The 23,192-nt window shown below is 63.6% G+C and carries 14 protein-coding genes; 8 read left to right on the top strand and 6 right to left on the bottom strand.

Features of this window, described 5'->3' with window-relative positions:
• Window positions 1-58 precede the first annotated feature (58 nt).
• The 6 genes from aroB (at window position 59) to AB688_RS00765 (ending at window position 10,842) form a co-directional block, all read left to right on the top strand.
• The gene (aroB, locus tag AB688_RS00790) at window positions 59-1,156 is read left to right on the top strand and encodes a 3-dehydroquinate synthase (protein ID WP_054891191.1); all 1,098 of its coding nucleotides are present in this window, start codon (window positions 59-61) and stop codon (window positions 1,154-1,156) included.
• Between the two features lie 15 nt (window positions 1,157-1,171).
• A complete protein-coding gene (locus tag AB688_RS00785) occupies window positions 1,172-2,770 on the top strand; it encodes an AAA family ATPase (RefSeq protein WP_063541599.1) in 1,599 nt (532 codons plus the stop codon).
• Between the two features lie 375 nt (window positions 2,771-3,145).
• Entirely contained in the window at window positions 3,146-7,591 is a 4,446-nt protein-coding gene (gltB, locus tag AB688_RS00780) for a glutamate synthase large subunit (protein WP_063541597.1), read from the top strand.
• A gap of 123 nt (window positions 7,592-7,714) precedes the next feature.
• Window positions 7,715-9,133, top strand: coding sequence for an FAD-dependent oxidoreductase (locus tag AB688_RS00775; protein ID WP_054891194.1), 1,419 nt, complete (start codon window positions 7,715-7,717; stop codon window positions 9,131-9,133).
• A gap of 179 nt (window positions 9,134-9,312) precedes the next feature.
• On the top strand, window positions 9,313-10,377 hold the full coding sequence (gene hemE / locus AB688_RS00770; RefSeq protein WP_063541595.1) for a uroporphyrinogen decarboxylase: 1,065 nt from the start codon (window positions 9,313-9,315) through the stop codon (window positions 10,375-10,377).
• A gap of 117 nt (window positions 10,378-10,494) precedes the next feature.
• Window positions 10,495-10,842: a YgiW/YdeI family stress tolerance OB fold protein gene (locus AB688_RS00765; protein ID WP_054891196.1), complete on the top strand. Its 348-nt coding sequence runs from the start codon at window positions 10,495-10,497 to the stop codon at window positions 10,840-10,842.
• Window positions 10,843-10,890: 48 nt separating this feature from the next.
• Here AB688_RS00765 and AB688_RS00760 read toward each other — a convergent pair whose 3' ends face one another.
• Window positions 10,891-12,135 (bottom strand): MFS transporter, encoded by a 1,245-nt coding sequence (locus tag AB688_RS00760; protein WP_063541593.1) that lies wholly within the window; start codon window positions 12,133-12,135, stop codon window positions 10,891-10,893.
• 107 nt (window positions 12,136-12,242) lie between these two features.
• Between AB688_RS00760 and AB688_RS00755 the strand changes: the two genes are divergently transcribed.
• Together AB688_RS00755 and AB688_RS00750 are read left to right on the top strand one after the other, a co-directional pair.
• Window positions 12,243-13,148 (top strand): LysR family transcriptional regulator, encoded by a 906-nt coding sequence (locus tag AB688_RS00755; RefSeq protein WP_063541591.1) that lies wholly within the window; start codon window positions 12,243-12,245, stop codon window positions 13,146-13,148.
• Between the two features lie 52 nt (window positions 13,149-13,200).
• Complete coding sequence (locus AB688_RS00750; RefSeq protein ID WP_054891199.1) at window positions 13,201-13,974, top strand: ParA family protein; 774 nt, start codon at window positions 13,201-13,203, stop codon at window positions 13,972-13,974.
• Here the strand turns inward: AB688_RS00750 and trxC are convergent.
• The 5 genes from trxC to betA all read right to left on the bottom strand — a co-directional run bounded on the left by trxC (window position 13,971) and on the right by betA (window position 23,138).
• On the bottom strand, window positions 13,971-14,405 hold the full coding sequence (gene trxC / locus AB688_RS00745) for a thioredoxin TrxC (RefSeq protein WP_063541589.1): 435 nt from the start codon (window positions 14,403-14,405) through the stop codon (window positions 13,971-13,973). The two genes, AB688_RS00750 and trxC, sit on opposite strands and share 4 nt — an antisense overlap.
• 73 nt (window positions 14,406-14,478) lie before the next feature.
• Complete coding sequence (selO, locus tag AB688_RS00740) at window positions 14,479-15,939, bottom strand: protein adenylyltransferase SelO (protein WP_063541587.1); 1,461 nt, start codon at window positions 15,937-15,939, stop codon at window positions 14,479-14,481.
• 163 nt (window positions 15,940-16,102) lie between these two features.
• Window positions 16,103-19,408 carry a mechanosensitive channel MscK gene (mscK, locus tag AB688_RS00735; RefSeq protein WP_063541585.1) on the bottom strand — a complete coding sequence of 1,102 codons (3,306 nt, stop codon included), beginning with the start codon at window positions 19,406-19,408 and terminating at the stop codon, window positions 16,103-16,105.
• A gap of 34 nt (window positions 19,409-19,442) precedes the next feature.
• Window positions 19,443-21,185 carry a potassium/proton antiporter gene (locus tag AB688_RS00730; RefSeq protein WP_054891203.1) on the bottom strand — a complete coding sequence of 581 codons (1,743 nt, stop codon included), beginning with the start codon at window positions 21,183-21,185 and terminating at the stop codon, window positions 19,443-19,445.
• A 255-nt stretch (window positions 21,186-21,440) separates the two neighbouring features.
• Complete coding sequence (gene betA, locus AB688_RS00725) at window positions 21,441-23,138, bottom strand: choline dehydrogenase (protein WP_054891204.1); 1,698 nt, start codon at window positions 23,136-23,138, stop codon at window positions 21,441-21,443.
• Window positions 23,139-23,192: the final 54 nt, after the last annotated feature.

The following is a 23,192-nucleotide window of genomic DNA, read 5'->3' as shown; positions in this document are numbered from 1 at the left end:
GAACGTTACCGCGCTGGCCGCTCAGGCAAGGCCGCGCCAAAGCATATTGTGGGGATACATGCAGACATTGAAGGTCGATCTGGGCGAACGTAGCTATCCGATCTACATTGGCGAGGGCCTGCTGGACCAGCCCGAGCTGCTGGCGCCGCACATTGCCGGGCGGCAGGTCGCCATCGTCTCCAACGAAACCGTCGCGCCCCTGTATCTCGAGCGGTTGAGCAAGACACTCGGCGCCTGGTCGGTGCTGCCAGTGGTGCTGCCTGACGGCGAAGCCCACAAGAACTGGGAAACCCTCCAGCTGATTTTCGATGCCCTGCTCACGGCCCGCCATGATCGGCGCACCACTGTGGTCGCGCTGGGCGGCGGGGTGATCGGCGACATGGCCGGCTTTGCCGCGGCCTGCTACCAGCGCGGCGTCGACTTCATCCAGGTGCCGACCACGCTGCTGTCCCAGGTGGATTCGTCCGTTGGTGGCAAGACCGGCATCAATCACCCACTGGGCAAGAACATGGTCGGTGCCTTCTATCAGCCCAACGCGGTGCTGATCGACACCACCAGCCTGCGCACCCTGCCAGCCCGCGAGTTGTCGGCGGGCCTCGCCGAAGTGATCAAGTACGGTCTGATCTGCGACGAGCCATTCCTCGGCTGGCTGGAAGACAACATGGCAGCCCTGCGCGGGCTCGATTCCGTGGCCCTGACCGAAGCCATCCGCCGCTCCTGCGCGGCGAAGGCGGCCGTGGTCGGTGCCGACGAGCGTGAGTCTGGCGTGCGCGCCACCCTGAACCTCGGCCACACCTTCGGTCATGCCATCGAAACCCACATGGGTTACGGGGTATGGTTGCATGGCGAGGCCGTCGCTGCCGGGACCGTCATGGCCCTGGAGATGTCCATGCGTCTCGGCTGGATCGACCAGTCGGCGCGTGATCGCGGAATTCGCCTGCTGCAGGATGCAGGCTTGCCGGTGGTGCCTCCACAGGAAATGACCCCGGCGCATTTCATGGAACATATGGCGGTCGACAAGAAGGTGCTCGACGGACGCCTGCGCCTGGTGCTGTTGCGCCAGATGGGCGAGGCCGTGATCACCGACGACTATCCGAAAGAGATTCTTCAGGCCACGCTTGCAGCGGATTATCGCGCGATCGTGGCGCAGCTTTGAGGTTGTGACAGCGCAATGACCAGTTTGCATGCCGATGAGGCGTTCCTCGATCACTACCAGTTGAGTCACGATCCGTTCGCACCTCGGGTGCCCGGATTCAAGTTCTTCCCTGCCCAGCGCAAGCCGGTGCTGGGCCAGCTGCATCACCTGGCGCGTTACAGCCACCTGATGCTGGTGGTAACCGGCCCGCTTGGCAGCGGCAAGACCCTGCTGCGCCAGGCCCTGGTGGCCAGCACCAACAAGCAGTCGGTGCAGAGCGTGGTCGTTTCCGCGCGTGGCGCAAGCGATGCTGCCAGCGTGCTGGGCCAAGTGGCCCAGGCGCTGAACGTCGCCCAGCCGGAAGTGCAGGCAATCCTTTCCCAGGTCGTCCAGCTGGCGTTGACCGGGCAGGAAGTCTATCTGCTGGTGGACGATGCGGAACAACTCGACGAGTCGGCACTCCAAGCGTTGCTGGAGCTGGCGGCAGGCGTTCCGGAAGGGCGCCCGCATGTGTTCCTGTTCGGTGAACCTTCGCTGATTGCCGGGTTGGACGAACTCAGTGTCGAGGAAGAGCGCTTCCACATCATCGAGCTCGCCCCCTACAGCGAAGAAGAGACTCGTGAGTATCTGGAACAGCGCCTGGAAGGTGCTGGCCGGGGCCTTGAAGTATTCAGCGCCGAGCAGATCGCCGATATCCACGAAAACTCCAACGGCTGGCCAGGAAACATCAACCAGGTTGCCCGCGATACCTTGATCGAAGCCATGATCGCTACCCGCAGTACGGAAAAGCGACCATCCATGGGGTTCAAAATGCCTAAGAAACATGTGCTCGCGTTGTCCGCTGTCGTTGTGGTCGCTGTCGCGGCCGCAGTCCTGATGCCCAAGAAAGGGGACAAGGCGCCGACCGAAGCACCTGCGGCCCAGGCCCAGTTGCCACTGGGACAGTCGGGCAATGGCGGACCGACCGTCGAATTCTCCGGTTCTTCGCAGCCCATGCCACTGCCGCTGGTAGGGCAGTCGCAGCCGGTCATGCGTGAGCCGCTGGCCCAGGCTGCAGGCATGGGAGATGGCGACGAGGCGGGCCCTGCCGGTGATACTGCACTGCAGCCTTCAGCGCCCTCTGCTGCCGTTCCTCCCACCGTCACCACGACTGCGCCGCCCCAAGGTGTCGCCGCCGGTCCTGCCCCCGCTCCGGCCCAGCCGGTTGCGCCTGCGCAGAAACCTGTCGCAACCCAGCCGGTGAAGCCGGTTGCGCCTGCCGCCAAACCTGCGCCGGCCCCGACCCAGGTGGCGACCGCCAAGCCCGCTGCCAAGCCTGCCGAAAAACCCGCCGCCGGTGGCGCAGGCAACAGCGGCTGGTACAGCGGCCAGAAGCCGGGCAACTATGTGGTTCAGGTGTTCGGTACCAGCAATGAATCCGCTGCCCAGTCGTTCGTCAGGGAGCAGGGTGGCGACTATCGCTACTTCAAGAAAACCCTGCAGGGCAAGCCGCTGTATGTGGTGACCTACGGCAACTTCAGCAGCCGCGATGCCGCAGCTGCGGCAATCAAGAACTTGCCAGCGAAGGTCCAGGCTGGTAAACCTTGGCCTCGTACCGTCGGCAGCGTTCAACAAGAGCTGGCCACGGCCCGCTGATCCTTCCGGGCGGCACCACCCCCGCCGCCCAGTTGCTGAGCGAATCCCGGACTCGACAAAGCCTGCTGTGCTGATGCGCGGCAGGCTTTTCTGTCCCAGACTGCCGGCCACAAGCCTTCTGTTGCAGTCACGGCTGAAACGCTTCAGACTCGGCTCAAGTCGCTATCACGGCGCATGACGCAAAAACATTCAAAAATGCGACATAAACTTTCAACGATTCGTCGTGAAAATTTGTGAGCTTCCCTGTCGCTGTGCAACAATGGTTTCCCTATACCCACCGCAAAAAAGCTGGCATTCGATCGGCGTGGATGGTAAGTGGTTGTACTAAAAAGAGATTTGCCTTGGTTGAGAGGCGAACCTGGTGAGAAAGTGTCTATGAAAACAGGTCTGTACCATCCCGAAGAGTTCAAGGATAACTGTGGTTTTGGCCTGATCGCCCACATGACGGGCGAGCCGAGTCACCACCTTCTGCAAACTGCCGTCGAGGCGCTGACCTGCATGACCCACCGTGGTGGGATCAACGCAGATGGCAAGACCGGTGACGGTTGCGGCCTGCTGATGCAGAAGCCCGATCAGTTCCTGCGTGCCGTGGCCCAGGAGCACTTTGCCGCCGAGCTGCCCAAGCAGTACGCCGTCGGCATGGTGTTCTTCAATCAAGACCCGGTAAAAGCCGAGGCTGCGCGCGCCAACATGGACCGCGAGATCCTCGCTGCTGGCCTGCAACTGGTCGGCTGGCGCAAAGTGCCGATCGACACCAGCGTGCTCGGTCGCCTGGCCCTCGAGCGCCTGCCACAGATCGAGCAGGTGTTCATCGGTGGTGAAGGTCTTACCGACCAGGAATTCGCCATCAAGCTGTTCAGTGCCCGTCGCCGTTCGTCCGTGGCCAACGCCCACGACGCCGACCACTACATTTGCAGCTTCTCGCACAAGACCATCATCTACAAAGGCCTGATGATGCCGGCGGATCTCACCGCCTTCTATCCGGACCTGGGCGATGAGCGCCTGCAGACCGCCATTTGTGTCTTCCACCAGCGCTTCTCCACCAACACCCTGCCGAAATGGCCGCTGGCGCAGCCATTCCGCTTCCTCGCCCACAACGGCGAGATCAACACCATCACCGGCAACCGCAACTGGGCCATGGCCCGTCGCACCAAGTTCGCCAACGACCTGATCCCCGATCTGGAAGAACTCGGTCCGCTGGTCAACCGTGTCGGCTCCGACTCCTCCAGCATGGACAACATGCTCGAGTTGATGGTCACCGGCGGCATCGACCTGTTCCGTGGCGTGCGCATGCTCGTGCCGCCAGCCTGGCAGAACGTCGAGACCATGGACGCCGACCTGCGCGCCTTCTACGAGTACAACTCCATGCACATGGAGCCGTGGGACGGCCCGGCCGGTATCGTCATGACCGAAGGCCGCCACGCCGTGTGCCTGCTCGACCGCAACGGCCTGCGTCCGGCGCGCTGGGTGACCACCAAGAACGGCTACATCACCCTCGCTTCCGAAATCGGCGTGTGGAACTACAAGCCCGAGGACGTCATCGCCAAGGGCCGTGTTGGCCCGGGCCAGATCTTTGCCGTGGACACCGAGACCGGTCAGATCCTCGACACCGACGCCATCGACAACCGTCTCAAGTCGCGCCACCCCTACAAGCGCTGGCTGCGTCAGCATGCCACCCGCATCCAGGCGACGCTGACCGACGACCAGGGCGTGGCCAGCTACGATGCCGACCAGCTCAAGCAATACATGAAGATGTTCCAGGTCACCTTCGAGGAGCGTGACCAGGTGCTGCGCCCGCTCGGCGAACAAGGCCAGGAGGCGGTCGGCTCGATGGGCGACGACACGCCGATGGCCGTGCTTTCGCAGCGTGTGCGCTCGCCGTACGACTTTTTCCGCCAGCAGTTCGCCCAGGTGACCAACCCACCGATCGACCCGCTGCGCGAAGCCATCGTGATGTCCCTGGAAATCTGCCTGGGCGCCGAGCGCAATATCTTCCAGGAATCCCCTGAACACGCCTCCCGAGTGATCCTCAGCTCGCCGGTGATCTCGCCAGCCAAGTGGCGTTCGTTGATGGCCCTGGAGCGCGAAGGCTTCGACCGTCACCTGATCGACCTCAACTACGAGCAGGATGTCGGCCTTGAAGCGGCCATTCGCAACATCGCCGACCAGGCCGAAGAAGCGGTGCGCAGCGGCAAGACCCAGTTGGTGCTGAGCGACCGCTTCATCGCCCCGGGCAAACTGCCAGTACATGCTTCGCTGGCCGTTGGTGCAGTGCATCACCGCCTGACCGAGCAGGGCCTGCGCTGCGACAGCAACATCCTGGTGGAAACCGCCACCGCCCGCGACCCGCACCACTTCGCCGTGCTGCTGGGCTTTGGCGCCTCGGCTGTCTATCCGTACCTGGCGTACGAAGTGCTGGCCGACCTGATCCGCACCGGCGAAGTGCTGGGCGATCTGGATGAAGTGTTCAAGTACTACCGCAAGGGCATCTCCAAGGGCCTGCTGAAGATTCTGTCGAAGATGGGTATTTCGACCATCACGTCCTACCGTGGCGCGCAGCTGTTCGAGGCCATCGGCCTGTCGGACGAAGTGGTCGGTCTGAGCTTCAAGGGCGTGTCCAGCCGTATCAAGGGTGCGCGTTTCGAAGACCTGGAGAGCGACCAGAAGCTGCTTGCGGCCGAAGCCTGGAGCGCGCGCAAGCCGATCCAGCAGGGCGGCTTGCTCAAGTTCGTCCACGGCGGTGAATACCACGCTTACAACCCGGACGTGGTCAACACCCTGCAGGCTGCAGTGCAGCAGGGCGACTACGCCAAGTTCAAGGAATACACCACGCTGGTCGATCAGCGTCCGGTGTCGATGATTCGCGACCTGCTCAAGGTCAAGGTGGCCGACCAGGCACTGGCACTGGATCAGGTCGAGCCGCTGGACGCGATCCTCAAGCGCTTCGACTCCGCTGGTATCTCCCTGGGCGCGCTGTCGCCGGAGGCCCACGAAGCGTTGGCCGAGGCGATGAACCGCCTGGGCGCTCGCTCCAACTCCGGTGAGGGCGGCGAAGACCCGGCCCGCTATGGCACCCTCAAGAGCTCGAAGATCAAGCAGGTGGCCACCGGCCGCTTTGGTGTGACCCCGGAATACCTGGTCAACGCCGAAGTGCTGCAGATCAAGGTGGCCCAAGGCGCCAAGCCCGGCGAGGGCGGCCAGTTGCCAGGCGGCAAGGTCAACGGCCTGATCGCCAAGCTGCGCTACGCGGTGCCGGGCGTGACCCTGATCTCGCCGCCACCGCACCACGACATCTATTCGATCGAAGACCTGGCGCAGCTGATCTACGACCTCAAGCAGGTCAACCCGCAGGCGCTGGTGTCGGTCAAGCTGGTGGCCGAAGCCGGTGTCGGCACCATCGCTGCCGGTGTGGCCAAGGCCTATGCCGACCTGATCACCATCTCCGGCTACGACGGTGGCACCGGCGCCTCGCCGCTGACCTCGATCAAGTACGCTGGCGCCCCGTGGGAACTGGGCCTGGCCGAAACCCACCAGACCCTGCGTGGCAACGACCTGCGCGGCAAGGTGCGGGTGCAGACCGACGGTGGCCTGAAAACCGGCCTGGACGTGATCAAGGCCGCGATCCTCGGCGCCGAGAGCTTCGGCTTCGGTACCGCGCCGATGATCGCCCTGGGCTGCAAGTACCTGCGCATCTGCCACCTGAACAACTGCGCCACGGGCGTCGCCACCCAGAACGACAAGCTGCGCAAGGACCACTACATCGGCACTGTCGACATGGTGATCAACTTCTTCACCTTCGTCGCTGAAGAAACCCGCGAGTGGCTGGCCAAGCTGGGTGTACGCAGCCTCGGCGAGCTGATCGGTCGCACCGACCTGCTCGAAGTGCTGCCGGGCGACACCGAGCGCCAGCACCACCTGGACCTCACGCCGCTGCTGGGCAGCTCGCACATTCCGGCCGACAAGCCGCAATTCTGCGAAGTCGACAAGAACCCGCCGTTCGACAAGGGCGAGATGGCCGAGAAGATGGTCGAGATGGCCTTGCCGGCGATCCGCGACCAGGCCGGTGGCGAGTTCGCCCTCGACATCTGCAACTGCGATCGTTCCATCGGTGCGCGTATCTCTGGCGAGATCGCCCGCCTGCATGGCAACCAGGGCATGGCGGCTAACCCGATCACCTTCCGCTTCAAGGGGACGGCGGGGCAGAGCTTCGGTGTATGGAACGCCGGTGGCCTGAACCTGCATCTGGAAGGTGACGCCAACGACTACGTCGGCAAGGGCATGACCGGTGGCAAGATCACCATCGTGCCGCCAGCCGGCAGTCCGTTCGAAACCCAGCACAGCGCCATCGTCGGCAACACCTGCCTGTACGGCGCCACTGGCGGCAAGCTGTTCGCCGCCGGTACCGCGGGCGAGCGTTTCGCTGTGCGTAACTCCGGCGCCCACGCTGTGGTCGAGGGCACCGGTGATCACTGCTGTGAATACATGACCGGCGGCTTTGTCTGCGTCCTGGGCAAGACCGGTTACAACTTCGGTTCTGGCATGACGGGCGGCTTCGCCTATGTGCTCGACATGGACAACACCTTCTTCGACAAACTCAACCACGAGCTGGTGGAAATCCAGCGTATCAGTGGTGAGGCGATGGAGGCCTACCGCAGCCACCTGGCGCGCGTCCTGGGCGAGTACGTGGAAGAAACCGGCAGCGAGTGGGGGCGTGAGCTCTCCGAGAACCTGGACGACTATGTGCGGCGCTTCTGGCTGGTGAAGCCGAAGGCGGCCAATCTGAAGCAACTGTTGTCCAGCACCCGTGCCAACCCGCAGTAAGAGCAGCTGCAAGTGGCGAGCTGCACGCTGCACGTAGAGGCAGCGTACGGTTCGTCCGGCTTAAGTGATCGTCTTGCGGCTTGCAGCGTGTAGCTTGCAGCTGCTGTTGAGAGGTTTTGAAAAATGGCTGAACGTCTGAGCAACGACTTCCAGTTCATCGAAGTGGGCCGCAAGGACCCGAAGAAAAAGCTGCTGCGCCAGCGCAAGAAGGAGTTCGTCGAGATCTACGAACCCTTCAAGCCGCAGCAGTCCGTGGAGCAGGCACACCGCTGCCTGGGCTGCGGCAACCCCTATTGCGAGTGGAAATGCCCGGTACACAACTTCATCCCCAACTGGTTGAAGCTGGTGTCCGAAGGCAACATCCTGGCGGCAGCGGAGCTGTCGCACCAGACCAACACCCTGCCGGAAGTGTGCGGCCGCGTATGCCCGCAGGACCGCCTGTGCGAGGGTGCCTGTACCCTGAACGACGGGTTCGGCGCAGTGACCATCGGCTCGGTGGAGAAGTACATCACCGACACCGCCTTCGCCATGGGCTGGCGCCCGGACATGTCCAAGGTCAAGCCAACCGGCAAGCGCGTTGCGATCATCGGTGCCGGCCCTGCGGGCCTGGGCTGCGCCGACGTGCTGGTGCGTGCCGGTGTGACGCCGGTCGTGTTCGACAAGAACCCCGAGATCGGTGGCCTGCTGACCTTCGGCATCCCCGAGTTCAAGCTGGAAAAGACCGTGCTGAGCAATCGCCGCGAAGTCTTCACCGGCATGGGCATCGAGTTCCGCCTGAACACCGAGGTGGGCAAGGACATCACCATGGAACAACTGCTCGCCGAGTACGATGCAGTGTTCATGGGCATGGGCACCTACACCTACATGAAGGGCGGTTTCCCAGGTGAAGACCTGCCGGGTGTGCACGACGCTTTGGACTTCCTGATCGCCAACGTCAATCGCAACCTGGGCTTCGAGAAGTCGCCGGAAGACTTCATCGACATGCAGGGCAAGAAGGTCGTGGTGCTGGGCGGTGGCGACACCGCGATGGACTGCAACCGCACCTCCATCCGCCAGGGCGCCAAGGCCGTGACCTGCGCCTATCGTCGCGACGAAGCCAACATGCCTGGCTCGCGCAAAGAGGTGAAGAACGCCAAGGAAGAAGGCGTGAAGTTCCTCTACAACCGCCAGCCCATCGCCATTGTCGGCGAGGACAAGGTGGAAGGCGTCAAGGTGGTCGAGACCCGTCTCGGTGAGCCAGACGCCCGTGGCCGCCGCAGCCCCGAGCCCATCCCGGGCTCCGAAGAGATCCTTCCGGCCGACGCCGTGGTGATCGCCTTCGGCTTCCGCCCGAGCCCGGCGCCTTGGTTCGAACAGCATGGTATCCAGATGGACAGCCAGGGCCGCGTGGTGGCTCCTGAGAAGGGCAAGTTCAAGCACCAGACCAGCAACCCGAAAGTCTTCGCCGGTGGCGACATGGTGCGCGGGTCTGACCTGGTGGTGACGGCGATCTTCGAAGGGCGTACTGCTGCGGAAGGGATTCTGGACTACCTCGAAGTCTGATCCTGGCTATTCGCGGGGCAGGTCGGAGCGTCGAACCGCCGTTCCGACTTGCCCCGCGATGCATTTTGTATACAGAAATCCTTGATTCATGGCACCCGATAGACAAAACGCATGGCCCTGGCCGTGCCTTTTGCGCTGGCGTCTGAGAAAATGCCCGCACTTTTTTGCTGGATGCCGACATGACTGCCCTGAAGAACGATCGTTTCCTGCGTGCACTGCTCAAGCAACCCGTAGACGTGACCCCAGTCTGGATGATGCGCCAGGCCGGCCGCTACCTGCCGGAGTACCGCGCCAGCCGCGCCAATGCCGGCGACTTCATGAGCCTGTGCATGAACCCGCAGTTCGCCTGTGAGGTGACGCTCCAGCCGCTGGACCGCTACCCGCTCGACGCCGCAATCCTCTTCTCCGACATCCTCACCATCCCCGATGCCATGGGGCAGGGCCTGTACTTCGAGACGGGCGAAGGCCCACGTTTCAAGAAGGTCGTCAGCACCCTGGCCGATATCGAGGCGCTGCCGATTCCCGATCCGCACAAGGACCTGGGCTACGTGATGGATGCGGTCAGCACCATCCGCCGTGAGCTCAACGGGCGCGTGCCACTGATCGGCTTCTCCGGCAGCCCCTGGACCTTGGCGACCTACATGGTCGAAGGCGGCTCGTCGAAAGACTTCCGCAAGACCAAGGCGATGCTGTACGACCAGCCCGAGGCCATGCACCTGCTGCTCGACAAGCTGGCACAGTCGGTCACCAGCTACCTCAATGGCCAGATCAAGGCCGGCGCTCAGGCAGTGCAGATCTTTGACACCTGGGGCGGTGCACTGTCGGCAGCGGCCTATCAGGAATTCTCCCTGGCCTACATGCGCAAGATTGTCAGCGGTCTGATTCGCGAGCATGAAGGGCGCAAGGTGCCGGTCATCCTGTTCACCAAGAATGGCGGCCTGTGGCTGGAAAGCATCGCCGAGGCCGGTGCCGACGCACTGGGCCTGGACTGGACCTGCGAGATCGGCGACGCCCGTCGTCGCGTCGGTGACAAGGTTGCGCTGCAGGGCAACATGGACCCGACCGTGCTGTACGCCAAGCCAGAGGCGATCCGCAACGAAGTGCAGCGGATCCTGGCCAGCTACGGCAAGGGCAGCGGCCATGTGTTCAACCTGGGTCATGGCATCACGCCGGAGGTGGACCCGGAACATGCCGGTGTGTTCATCAACGCCGTGCACGAGTTCTCGGCGCAGTATCACCAGTAGAATCGGCTATCTCGGCATAACGCCCGGCCCTGTGCCGGGCGTTTTGCTTCATTAAGCTTCAATTCAGCGATCGTCGGTAATCTGGAGCCATCAAAACGCAAACAGGACCCGATCATCATGAAAGCCCGTTACCTGCCCCTGATCCTCGCCCCACTGTTCAGCACTGCTGCTCTCGCTGCCGGCTACACCGGCCCCGGCGCCCAGCCGGTGACCACCGTCGCTGCCGCCAAGGAGGCCGCCGATGACACCCCGGTAGTGCTGCAAGGCTATGTGACCAAGAAGATCAACAACGACGACAAGTACGAGTTCAAGGACAACACCGGCACCATCACCGTCGAGATCGACAACGAAGACCTGCCGGTAACCCCGTTCAACGACAAGACCAAGGTCAAGCTGACCGGCGAGGTGGAGAAACACCTGATGAGCCGTGAAGTGGATGTGGATATCGTCGAGATCGTCAACTGACGAACACCGTTTCGCGGCGGTTCTGCGCCCCGAACCGCCGCGAATGCCTCACACCGATTTAGGTGCCAGCTTGCTCAGGTGCAGCGCCACCAGCAACGCCACCGCCAGCAGGCCGCCGATGAACAGGCCGATGCCGTTCCAACCGGCGTAATGCCAGAACACCCCGCCCGCCGTCCCGGCGACACTCGATCCCGCGTAGTAGCAGAACAGGTACAGTGAAGAGGCCTGCCCCTTGGCCTTGAGCGCGCGTCGACCAATCCAGCTGCTGGCCACCGAATGGGCACCGAAGAAGCCGAAGGTGAACACCAGCATCCCGACGATCACCACTGGCAATGGGGTGAACAGGGTCATCAGCATGCCAGCGGCCATCACCAGGATGCTCGCCCAGAATACCCTGCGACGCCCCAGCCGGTCAGCCAGCGCGCCGACCTGTGCCGAACTGTAGATGCCTGACAGGTACACCACCGACAGCAAGCCGACCAGTGCCTGGTTCATGTGATAGGGCTCGGCCAGCAGGCGATAGCCGATGTAGTTGAACAGGGTGACGAAGGCGCCCATCAGCAGGAAGGCTTCGAGGAACAGCCAGGGCAGGCCGGCATCCTTGAAGTGCATGAGGAAGCCATCGAGCAGATTGCGCGGCTTCAGCGACTGCGCGCGGAAATTGCGCGATTCCGGCAGCACCTTCCAGAACACCACCGCGGCCAGCAGCGCCAGGCCGCCGATCACCAGCATCGCGGTGTGCCAACTGACGAAGTCGATCAGCACCCCGGTGATCAGCCGCCCGCTCATCCCGCCGATCGCATTGCCACCGATGTACAGGCCCATGGCCAGGCCGATGTGCTGCGGGTGGATTTCTTCGCTCAGGTAGGTCATGGCCACCGCCGCCAGGCCGCTCAGCGACAGGCCGACCAGTGCGCGGGTGGCGAGCACGCCTTCCCAGGTTGGCATCACTGCGCTAGCCAGTGTCGCCAGGGCAGCGCACACCAGGGCCGAGACCATCACCGGTTTGCGCCCGATTCGATCGGAAATGGGCCCGGTCACCAGCAGCCCGAACGCCAGCATGGCGGTGGATACTGACAGCACCAGGCTGCTCTGCGCAGCGTTGATCGAAAACTCTTGCGACAGCAGCGGCATCATCGGTTGCACGCAGTAGAGCAGCGCGAACGTGGCGAAACCGCCGCTGAACAGCGCCAGTACGGTTTTCATGAAGGCTGGGGTGCCTTTTTCGATCCACAAGTCGTTCAGGGGAGGCACTTCAGGTTCGGTGGGGAGGGGGGCTACAGCAGTTTTCACGGGCGATACCTCTGGCGCAATGAAAAAAGCATATAGCTGGCTAATGATTAGATCCAATATATTGTTCGACCTATTTGATAGCTTTAGCGACTTGTTTGGAGCCGATCATGGAACTGCGCCACCTGCGTTACTTCATCGCCGTCGCCGAAGAACTGCACTTCGGCCGTGCGGCCCAGCAACTGGGCATCTCTCAGCCGCCCTTGAGCCAGCAGATCCAGGCGCTGGAACAGGAACTGGGGGTGCGTCTGTTCGAGCGCACCAATCGTCGGGTCGAGCTGAGCGAGGCCGGACGACTGTTCCTCGAGGAGGCGCGCCAGGTGCTGGCGCAAGTCGACAAGGCGGCCGACGTGGCACGTCGCGCACAGTTGGGCGAGCTGGGCGAGATGAAGATCGGTTTCACCTCGTCGGCGCCCTTCACCTCGAGGATTCCCCAGGCGATCCACGCCTTCCGCCAGCGCTTCCCGGCAGTGCACCTGCACCTCAAAGAGATGAGCAGCCGTGAAGTGGTCGATGCGGTGTTTGACGAATCCATCGAGGTCGGCCTGATGCGGCCGCTACCGGTGCCGGAAGGGTTGGCGGTCACCGAGTTGTTTCGCGAACCGTTGGTCGTGGTGCTCAATGCCTCTCATCCGCTGGCGCTGGGCGGCGAGCAGGGCCTGTATATGCGGGACTTGGCCCACGAGCCGTTCGTATTCTTCCCACGCAGCTACGGCAGCGGTCTGTATGCGCAACTGATGGACCTGGCACGCCAGGCAGGCTTCAGCCCGCATTTCGCCCAGGAAGCCGGTGAGGCGCTGACCATCATCGGGTTGGTCTCGGCGGGCCTTGGGGTTTCGGTGTTGCCCGCGTCGTTCCAGCGCATCCGCATCGACGGCGTGGTGTACCGCACGCTGCTCGACGAGCAGGCGACCAGTGCGGTCTGGCTGGTGCGCCGCGAGGGCGCGGGCTCGGCGATGGCCCGGGCGTTCGTCGACCTGCTGGCGGGCCTGGAAAAGCCCGAAGGTGCTGGCTAAACCGCTGCGCCGGACACATACTCGGGCATTCCCTGATACACGGAGGTCAGTCATGCGGCGCGTGGTGTTCAATCAGAAAGGTGGCGTGGGCAAGTCGAGCATCGCCTGCAACCTGGCGGCGGTCAGTGCCAACGAAGGCTACCGGACCCTGTTGATCGACCTGGATGCCCAGGCCAACTCGACCCAGTACCTGACTGGGTTGACGGGTGACGACATCCCCATGGGTATTGCCGATTTCTTCAAGCAGAGCCTGTCCAGCGGGCCGTTCAGCAAGAAGAACAAGGTCGATATCTATGAAACGCCCTTTGACAACCTGCACGTGGTCACCGCCACCGCCGAGCTGGCCGACCTGCAGCCCAAGCTCGAGGCCAAGCACAAGATCAACAAGCTACGTAAATTGCTCGATGAGCTGGACGAGGATTACGAGCGGATCTACATCGATACCCCGCCAGCGTTGAACTTCTATGCGGTTTCCGCGTTGATCGCCGCAGATCGTGTGCTGATTCCCTTCGATTGCGACAGCTTCTCGCGCCAGGCCCTGTACGGCCTGCTGGCCGAGATCGAGGAACTCAAGGACGACCACAACGAAGACCTCCAGGTAGAGGGCATCGTGGTCAACCAGTTCCAGTCACGTGCCAGCCTGCCTCAGCAGATGCTCGACGAGCTGCTCGCCGAGGGCCTGCCGGTGCTGCCGGTCTACCTGGGCAGCTCGGTGAAGATGCGCGAATCCCACCACGCCAGCCTGCCGCTGATCCACCTGGAGCCGCGGCACAAGCTGACGCAGCAGTTCGTCGAGTTGCACTCGCTGCTCGAAGAAAACGCTTAGATCCCTTGGCTGCGCACCCATTCCAGCAACGACTGGAGTGGAAACGCCCCCGCCTGGCGGCTGACTTCGCGGCCGTTCCTGAACAGGATCAGGCTGGGGATCGAACGGATGCCCAGTTGCCCGGCGAGGTTGCGGTTGGCCTCGCTGTCGAGCTTGGCCAGGCGGCAGCGGCCGCTGAGCTGGCGGGCCGCCTGTTCGAAGGTCGGTGCAAAGCTCTTGCACGGGCCGCACCAGTCGGCCCAGACGTCCACCAGCAAAGGCAGGTCGCCCTTTATCTGGCTGGCGTAGGTGCTTTCGCTGAGCTCGAAGGGCTTGTCGAGCAATACCGCCTGCTTGCAGCGCCCGCATTTCGGGCTGTCGCCCAGGCGTTCGCTGGGCAGGCGGTTGAGGCCGTTGCAGTGCGGGCAGGGGATTACCAGTGGGTCGGACATGTTTTCTCCGCAATAGGCTTCACATATAACCTGTGACAGCGTGCAAGCCCGCTGTCACAGGATCAGGTGTTGTTCAGGAAGAACAGCTGATTTCCAGATGCTTGCCCCACTCTGGTGGTCGCTCGGCATAGGCTTGCATCCCAGGTTGCTCCTCGAATGGCTTGCACAGTACCTGGTGCAGCCGTCGCACTTCACTGTAGTCCCCACCTTCGGCCGCCTCGATGGCGCGCTGCGCCAGATAGTTGCGCAGGATGTACAGCGGGTTGACCGCATGCATGCGCTCACGCCGACCTTCGGCGTTGCCCGCTTCGCGCTGGCAGCGTGCGAGGTAATCGGCGCTCCAGGCGTCGAAGCCGGCGAGGTCGATGAAGTCGTCGCGGACCACTTTCAGTGCCTGTTCCACTGGCTGCTCGCCAAGGCGGCGGAAGAACAGGGTGTAGTCCACGCCGCCACTCTGCATGCGCTGCAGCAGGCGTTCGACCAGGGCCATGTCGTCGTCTTCGGCGGTGGTCAGGCCGAGACGGCGGCGCATCAGGTCCAGGTAATGGGCCTGGTACAGCGGCAGGAACAGGCCGAGCGTCTCCTTCAATGCCTCCACTTCGATCACCGTGGTCAGGGCCTGGGCCAGGGCGCTCAGGTTCCAGTGGGCGATCGGTACCTGGTTGGCGTAGCTGTAGCGGCCGCGATCGTCGGAGTGGTTGCAGATGAAGTTGGCGTCAAAGTCGTCGAGGAAAGCGTAGGGACCGAAATCGAAGGTGATGCCCAGGATCGACATGTTGTCGGTGTTCATCACCCCGTGGCAGAAGCCATAGGCCTGCCAGCGCGCGATCAGCTCGGCGTTGCGCTCGACGATGTTGCGGAACATCGCCAGGTACGGCTGCTCGGCGTCGCGGCATTCGGGGTAGTGCTGATCGAGCACGTGATCGATCAGCACGCGTTGTTGCTCGGGCTGCTGGGTGTAGTAGAAATATTCGAAATGACCGAAGCGCACATGGCTCTGCGCCAGTCGCAGCAGCATGGCCGCGCTTTCGCGGGTCTCGCGCCACACCGGGGTGCTCGAGCCGACCACGCATAGTGCCCGGCTGCTGGGAATGCCCAGGGCGTGCAGCGCTTCTGAGGCGAGGAACTCACGGATCGACGAACGCAGCACCGCGCGGCCGTCGCCCATGCGCGAGTACGGGGTCTGGCCGGCGCCCTTGAGGTGCAGGTCCCAGTGCTCGCCCGCGTCGTTCAATACCTCGCCCAGCAACAGGCCGCGGCCGTCACCCAGGCGCGGGTTGTACGAACCGAACTGATGGCCGGAATAGACCATCGCCCGTGGGTCGGCTTCTTCCCAGAGCTTGTGGCCGCTGAACAGCTCGGCGAACACGGGCTCATCGGCCTGGGCTGGGTCGAGGTCGAGCAGGGCCATGGCCGATTCGCTGGCGACCACCAGGCGCGGCTCGGCAATCGGCTCGGGCAGCACCTGGGTGGAGTAGGTGTCGCCGAGTTGGGCGAAGCGGTTATCGAAGGTGAGTTGGTCGAGGGCTTTCACGTGGCCGGCTCCTGGCTATCGGTGACATGGTGCCGCCTTGCGGCCCTGCGCGGGGCAAAGCCCGCACCTACAGAACTCGGTTTCCTGTGGGAGCGGGCTTGTCCCGCGATCGAGGGCAAAGCCCTCGCAGGCATTCTGGGCGCTTGCACCCATCAGCGTCCACTCAGCTCGGTGGCGTGCTGTCGGGTTTGCTCTCCAGCGGGATCATCTGCTGCTTGCCGCCCTTGGTGTCCATCAGGAACACCTCCACCTGGCGCACCGAGATCTTGATGTCGTGGGCCTTGAACTCACGGTTGATGTAGCGGTTGATCTCGTCCAGCGTCGGGTTGCGGTCGCCCAGGTCGCGCACGTGCATGCGCAGCTCGTGATCCAGCGAGCTCTCGCCGAACTGCAGGAAATACACGATCGGCTCAGGGTCCTTGAGCACACGTGGGTTTTCGTGGGCACCCTTGAGCAGCAGGTCGCGCACCAGGTCCAGGTCGGAGCCGTAGTCGATGCCCAGCTTGAGCGTCACTCGGGTAACCGTGTCGGTCAACGACCAGTTGATCAACTGGCCAGTGATGAACGTCTTGTTGGGGACGATGATGTCCTTGCGGTCGAAGTCGGTAATGGTCGTGGCGCGAATGCGGATCTTGCTCACCGTGCCGGACAGGTTGCCGATGGTGATGGTGTCGCCGATCCGCACCGGGCGCTCGAACAGGATCATGATGCCGGAGATGAAGTTGGCGAAGATCTCCTGCATGCCGAAGCCCAGGCCCAGAGACAGGGCGGCGACCAGCCACTGCAGCTTGTCCCAGCTCACCCCGAGGGTGGCCAGGGTGCTGACGATGCCCACCCCGACGATCACGTAGGACAGCAGTGTGGTGATCGCGTAGGCACTGCCCTGGGCCAGGCTCAGGCGCGACAGCACCAGCACTTCCAGCAGGCCTGGCAGGTTGCTGGCCAGGGCGATGGTGATGCCGGCGATGACCAGCGCACCGAGCAGGTCGCCGAGGCTGATCGGCACCATGCTGGCTGCCGCGCCGGTGCCGCTGGCGTATTCGTACAGGGTGACGTTGTTGAGGTAGGAGAACACGGTGATCAGGTCCGACCATACCCAGTACAAGCCACCGATGAAGCCACCGAGCAGGGCCAGGCGGATCAGGCGCAGGGACTGCTGGTTGACCTGCTCGATGTCCAGGGTCGGTTCCTCGATGATGACTTCGCCGTCCAGACCTTCCTTGGCAGCCGCGCGCTTGCTCAATGCGCGCTGGTAGGCCAGGCGTCGCGCCGCCACCGACAGGCCACGGACGAACGCCGCCTCAATCACCAGCCAGAACAGCAGCAGGTAGAGGGTATAGATCAGGCGGTCGGTGAGTTTCAGTGCGGTGTAGTAGTAGCCGAAGCACACCGCGACGAACAGTGCGATCGGCAGCGCGGTGAACGCTACCCCGACCGCCTTGCGGAACAGCGACGTGTCGCGGTGCGCCGGGCTGCTCAGCAGCAGGCGGCTGAGCAGCCAGGCCATCAGCGCATAGCACGCCAGCACCACGCCGATGCCCAGCACGTCGTCGGCCAGCGCCGAAGGCTGGTGTTCGGCCACCGCGACCACACCCACCAGGGCCAGCACCACCGTGCCGAGCCTGCGTACCCAACCGCGCAGGAACTCCACCTGCGGCTTGTGCCAGCGGAAGTGCACCTCGGCCACGCCGCCGGGGGCCAGCACGCGGTAGGCGGTGTAGAACACCAGCCAGGCCTGGGCCAATTGCCACAGCGCAGCGCCGAGGTTGGCGTTCTGGCCGCGGGCGTCGATCTGCAAGGCGTAGCTGCACAGCGCCAGGCCCAGGCTTACCGGCATGGCCAGGAGGATGTTGATGAGGATCGCTTGTGGCGTGTGCCACTGGCTGTCGCGACGGAAGTGGCCGATGTCCTGGTGCACCTTGCCCAGGCGCTGGTACAGGTACTTGCGCCGCCACAGCAGCGCGCCGATCACCAGCAGCAGCGGCAGAAACAGCAGCGGGCGCTGGCTCAGGCCGTCGGCCAGTTCCTTGATACCCGAGCCCCAGGGCAGGCTGGCGACCTGGTCGGCGAAGCGCTCGGGCACATAGCGCAGCCAGTCCCAGTCCAGCGGCTTGTTGCTGGGGATCCAGAACATCTGCTCATCGAGGGTGGTGCGCAGGTTCTGCGCGGTGCCCAGCAGTTGCTTCTGGTTGAGCTGCAGAGTGATGGACTCATTGAGCAATGCCGAAAGCTCGCGGTTCAGGCGCTCGAGCAGGTCGCTGCGGGTGATGGCGACTTCCAGCAGCGCCTTGCGCAGTTGCGGGGTGACGTCCTGCTCAGGCTGGGTGGACAGCAGCTTGTCGACGTAGCTGACCGGGCTGCTCATCTGCTCGCGCTGCTGGTTGACCTCGAACTGGTACAGGCGGATATCGGCGATCTGGTCGGCCAGGTCGCGGTCCACCTTCAGGTGCGGCAGCGCCTGTTTCTGCTTGTAGAGGATCTTCGACAGCAGCAGGCTGCCCTTGAGCACGTTGATCTGCTCGTCCAGCGCCTGGTCGGCCTGGGTCAGGGTGTCGAGCTGCTGCTTGGTCTGCAGGTTCTGCTGGGTGAGTTCGTTGAGGCGGTCGGTGCTGCGCAGCAGGTAGTCGGAGAGCTTGAGGTTGGCGGCGCTCTCGTTGGCCAGCAGGGTGCTGCCGCCGGCTTTCTGCGCTTCGATCGACTGCTGGGTGACGGTCTGTTGCGACTGTGCCAGGCGCTTCTCGTTGATCAGTGTCTGCAGGTCCTGGATCTCTTGCTCCAGGCGTGCGGCACGCTCGATCAGCAGGTCGTGGCGGGCGTTGCCCAGGTCCTGCAGCAGGCTGTTGCCGGCCAGCTCCTGGCGGCGCAGCAGGGTGAGGGCGTTGAGCGAGGCCAGTTCGGCGTTGAGCTGGTTGCGCTGGTCGGCGGAAATTGCCTTGCCGTTGTCCTTGCCCGACTTCAGCGCGTTGTTGATCTGCTGGGCGCGGGTCTGATTGTTGCTGATCTCGGCCTGGGCACGTTCGGGGCGGGTCTGGGAGTTGATGATCAGGCTGTTGGCTTCGGACAGCGCCTTTTGCAGCTCGCCCTGCTGGGTGCTGCGCTCGCTGAGCATCTGCTCGAGCTGCGGTACGCTGAGGCTGGCATAGCGCTGGGCTACGGGCGTGACCTTGCTGTCCTTGAGCTTGGCCAGTTCGCGCTGGCTGTCGCGGGTTTCCTGGGGGGCACCGGCCAACTGCTGCTTGAGGTCGGCGAGTTTCTTCTCGCTATCCTCTTTGCTGGCGATCAGCGTGAGGGTCTGTTCCAGGACCTGCTGGAGCGCCTTCTGCTCGGGCTCCGGCAGCTTGCGCTCGGCAATCTTGTCCAGGCTGTTCTGAATACCGGGAGCGGCCGGCACCTCGGCCGCCACAGTGGCGAACGACAGGGAAAGGCACAGCCCGAGGAGGGCTGCGCGGGCATACACGCGCAGGGACATAGGCAGACTACTTGCGAGAGGGCACTAACGGAGTTTAGAGGAACAGCCCCGGGCCGGGCCGGGTTCCTTCGGGGAATCTGACGCCCACTTTCTGGATCTTGTTCCCGTCCATGGTCGCGACCGTCCAGATCGTGCTGTGCCATTCGACCTGGTCGCCTACGACTGGAGCGCCTCCGACCTTCTGTCGGATGAACTGCGCCAACGGCATTTTCGCATCCAGGCCGTCGAGTTTCAGGCCATAAAGCGCTGCCACCGCGCCGAGTTCGGCATCGCCTTCGAGGACGAAGTCGCCGAAGAAGCGCAGGTCCAGGCCGCGCTGTGGCGCCTGGCTGAACAGTTTGCCCAGGGCGGGCAGGTTGTGCTCGTGGCCGATTACGCAAAGCATGTCGCCGACCTCCAGCACGGTACTGCCCGAGGGGTGCAGCAATTGCTCGCCACGGAACAGCGCGGCGATACGCGTGCCCTCGGGCATCTTCAGCTCGCGCAGGGCTGCGCCGATGCACCATTTTTCCGCGCCCAGGCGGTAGACGAAGAGCTCCCATTCGCTGGTGATATGCACCTCGAGCGCCGAGCGCGAGATCGGCGCTGGATCTGGCGGCACCGTGACCTTCAGCAGCTTGGCCATCCACGGCAGGCTGGTGCCTTGCACCAGCAGCGACACCAGCACGATGAAGAACGCCAGGTTGAAGAACAACTGCGCATCCGGCAGGCCCGCCATCAGCGGGAACACCGCAAGGATGATCGGTACCGCGCCGCGCAGGCCAACCCAGGAAATGAAGCCCTTTTCGCGCCCGTGGAACGCCTTGAACGGCAGCAGTGCGGCCAGCACCGACAGCGGGCGGGCGAAGAGGATCATCCACAGCGCCAGGCCCAGGGCGGGCAGGGCGATGGGCAGCAGGTCGTGCGGGGTGACCAGCAGCCCCAGCACCAGGAACATGCCGATCTGCGCCAGCCAGGCCATGCCGTCGAGCATGTGCAGGATGCCGTGGCGGCTGCGGATCGGCTTGTTGCCCAGCACCAGGCCGCACAGGTAGACGGCAAGGAAACCGCTGCCGTGCAGGGCGTTGGTCAGCGAGAACACCACCAGGCCGCCGGCGACCACCAGGATCGGGTACAAGCCGCCGGCCAGGTTGATGCGGTTGACCAGTTGCAGCATCAGCCAGCCGCCGCCCAGACCCAGCAGGCCGCCGATGCCGAACTCGCGCAGCAGGTGGGTCAGCAGGCTCCAGTGCAGGCCGGTCTGGCCGCTGGCGATCATGTCGATCAGGGTGACGGTGAGAAATACCGCCATCGGGTCGTTGCTGCCCGACTCGATCTCGAGCGTTGCCGTGACCCGTTCGTTCAGGCCTTTGCCACCGAGCAGCGAGAACACCGCCGCGGCGTCAGTAGAGCCGACGATGGCGCCGATCAGCAGGCCCTGGATCAGGCTCAGGTCGAACAGCCAGGCAGCGACCATGCCGGTAAGGCCGGTGGTGATGAGCACGCCCACCGTGGCCAGCGACAAGGCTGGCCACAGGGCCACGCGGAAACTCGCCACCCGCGTGCGCAGGCCGCCGTCGAGCAGAATCACGGCCAGCGCGAGGTTGCCCACCAGGTAGGCGGTCGGGTAGTTGTTGAAGATGATGCCGCCACCATCGACACCGGCGACCATGCCGACCGCGAGGATGATGACGAGGATAGGGATGCCCAGACGCGACGACAGAGAGCTGACCAGGATACTTGCGCCCACCAGCAGTGCGCCGATCAGGAACAGGCTGTTGATGGTGCTGGCATCCAAAGGCAGGTACTCCGGGATATCGCAGAAAGATGACTTGACTGGCAAGTCGCGTGCCAATCGATTCTAACCTGATGAATTGCCAGCATGTAAAGCGTTTCTGCAGATGTACAAAAGGCACCGCGGTGGGTGCCTTTTGTTGTGCTGACTATGCGGGCCCTTTCGCGGGCAAGCCCGCCCCCACAGATTCACCACAGGCATGAAGACTTGTGCAGTACCTGTGGGAGCGGGCTTGCCCGCGAAGAGGCCGGTGCAGGATTACGCCTGCTTCACCTCACGCATCGGCTTGCCCTTCACCGGCGCACCGTTGGCCTTGTAGTACTTGGCCGTGCTGCGTGGCAATGGCTTGCGGCCACGGATCTTGTCGGAGATTTTCTCGGCGATCATGATCGTGGTGGCGTTGAGGTTGCCGGTGATGATGATCGGCATGATCGACGCATCGACCACGCGCAGGCCTTGCATGCCATGCACGCGGCCTTCGCCATCGACCACCGCCATGTCGTCGGTGCCCATCTTGCACGAGCAGGACGGGTGGAACGCGGTTTCGGCGTGCTCGCGGATGAATTTGTCCAGCTCTTCATCGGTCTGCACGTGCGCGCCTGGGCTGATTTCGCGACCGCGATACGGGTCCAGCGCCGGCTGGGCCATGATCTCGCGGGTCAGGCGGATGCCGTCGCGGAACTCTTGCCAGTCCTGTTCGGTGGCCATGTAGTTGAACAGGATGCTCGGGTGCTGGCGCGGATCCTTGGACTTGGCCTGGATACGGCCACGGCTTGGCGAACGCATCGAACCCATGTGCGCCTGGAAGCCGTGTTCTTTCACGCCGTTGGAGCCGTTGTAATTGATCGCCACCGGCAGGAAGTGGTACTGGATGTTCGGCCATTCGAACTCAGGACGGGTGCGGATGAAACCACCGGCCTCGAACTGATTGCTGGCGCCGATGCCGGTGCCGTTGAACAGCCACTCGGCACCGATGGCCGGCTGGTTCCACCACAGCAGCGATGGGTACAGCGACACCGGCTGGGTGCAGGCGTACTGCAGATACAGTTCCAGGTGGTCCTGCAGGTTCTCGCCGACGCCCGGCAGGTCGTGGACCACCGGAATGTCGAGGCTCTCCAGCAGGGCGCGCGGGCCGACACCGGAGCGCTGCAGCAGCTGCGGCGAAGCGATGGCGCCGGAGCTGACGATGACTTCCTTGCGGGCACGGGCTTCAACGCGCTCTTCGCTGTCACCGACCAGATAGGTCACACCCACGGCGCGCTTGCCTTCGAAGAGTACGCGGTCGCTCAGGGCGTGGGTGACGATGGTCAGGTTAGGGCGCTTCTTGGCCTGGTCCAGGTAGCCACGGGCGGTGCTGGAGCGACGACCGTTCTTGGTCACCGAACGGTCCATCGGACCGAAGCCTTCCTGCTGGTAGCCGTTGAGGTCTTCAGTGCGTGGGTAACCGGCCTGTACACCGGCTTCGACCATGGCATGGAACAGTGGGTTGTTGCCAGCTTTTGGCGTGGCAACGCTGACCGGGCCGTCGCCGCCGTGGTAGTCGTTCGGGCCGATGTCGCGGGTTTCGGCCTTGCGGAAGTACGGAAGGCAGTCGAGGTAGGTCCAGTCTTCCAGGCCTGGCAGTTCAGCCCAGCCGTCGAAGTCCATGGCGTTACCACGGATGTAGCACATGCCGTTGATCAGCGAGGAGCCACCCAGGCCCTTGCCGCGGCCACATTCCATGCGGCGGCCATCCATGTGTGGCTCAGGGTCGGTCTCGTAGGCCCAGTTGTAGCGGCGGCCTTGCAGCGGGAAGGCCAGGGCCGCCGGCATCTGGGTGCGGAAATCGAAGCGGTAGTCGGGGCCGCCTGCTTCCAGCAGCAGCACCGAGACGTTGGCGTCTTCGGTCAGGCGGGTGGCCAGGGTGTTACCGGCCGAACCGGCACCGACGATGATGTAATCGAATTCTTGGGACATGCAAAGTACCCTCGTTGGCAGTGTTCAGGGAGCGGGAGCGCCCGTACGCAATGG

It is taken from the genome of Pseudomonas putida (assembly GCF_001636055.1).
In the GTDB taxonomy this organism is placed as follows: Bacteria; Pseudomonadota; Gammaproteobacteria; order Pseudomonadales; family Pseudomonadaceae; genus Aquipseudomonas; species Aquipseudomonas machongensis.
Note: the sequence above shows the minus strand (reverse complement) of the source record. Positions and strands in the feature narration are given on the sequence as shown.